Source organism: Alcanivorax sp. HI0083 (genome assembly GCF_001635175.1).
The window spans coordinates 1-606 of record NZ_LWFX01000493.1 but is presented as its reverse complement, the minus strand read 5'-3'; the positions used below and the strand labels follow the sequence as shown (position 1 = coordinate 606).

General features: G+C 58.9%; 2 protein-coding genes. Both read right to left on the bottom strand.

Features of this window, described 5'->3' with window-relative positions; translation table 11 throughout:
• A partial coding sequence (locus tag A3754_RS05050) for an isoprenylcysteine carboxylmethyltransferase family protein (RefSeq protein WP_231880491.1) occupies positions 1 to 416 on the bottom strand: 416 nt, incomplete at its 3' end.
• The coding region (locus A3754_RS28440; protein WP_231880490.1) for a hypothetical protein at positions 406 to 606 on the bottom strand (201 nt) is incomplete at its 5' end. The genes A3754_RS05050 and A3754_RS28440, both read right to left, overlap by 11 nt.

Sequence of the window (606 nt, the reverse complement as noted above, 5' to 3'; positions counted from 1 at the left end):
CCGAACTGCTGGGCATGAAACGTTTCTTCCGCCGCAATCACATGTTGCTGGATAACCCAGATGACAGGCACCCACATCACCAGCATGCCGGTGCTGTGCTGAGCCAGGGCCATGGCCAGGTGCAGGCAGGCAAAGCCCAGGTAGATCGGGTTGCGGCTGAGCGAAAACACGCCGCCGGTGAGCAGAGTGTTGGCTGCCCGGTGGGGCATCAGTGTGGTGCTGGCCCGGCGCAGCTGAATCACTGCGCTGGCGGCAAGCCCGATACCCACAAGCACAAGCACCAGTGTGACCCACTGCTGGCCCGGGAAGTGTACCGCCGGAAGGGACAGCGCACGGTCCAGCCCATACCCCATCAGCAGTCCACCCAGGAACAGGGCGGGTGGCGGCATCATGACCTGGGGATGTTCAAGCGACATGGAGTCTCCTTTTTGCGTTGGCCGGCGTTGATTCAGGTTTCAATTGTATCCGGGTCAGCCCGCTTTTATCACAGAAAATATCCGGCTGAAACGAAGGTCTGGCCGGCAACACCCACGACAGCGTTACCCACGATGAACGCAAGGAGACAAAAAGATTGCGCAATGGACTATTGATCGTTTGTGAAAAGCT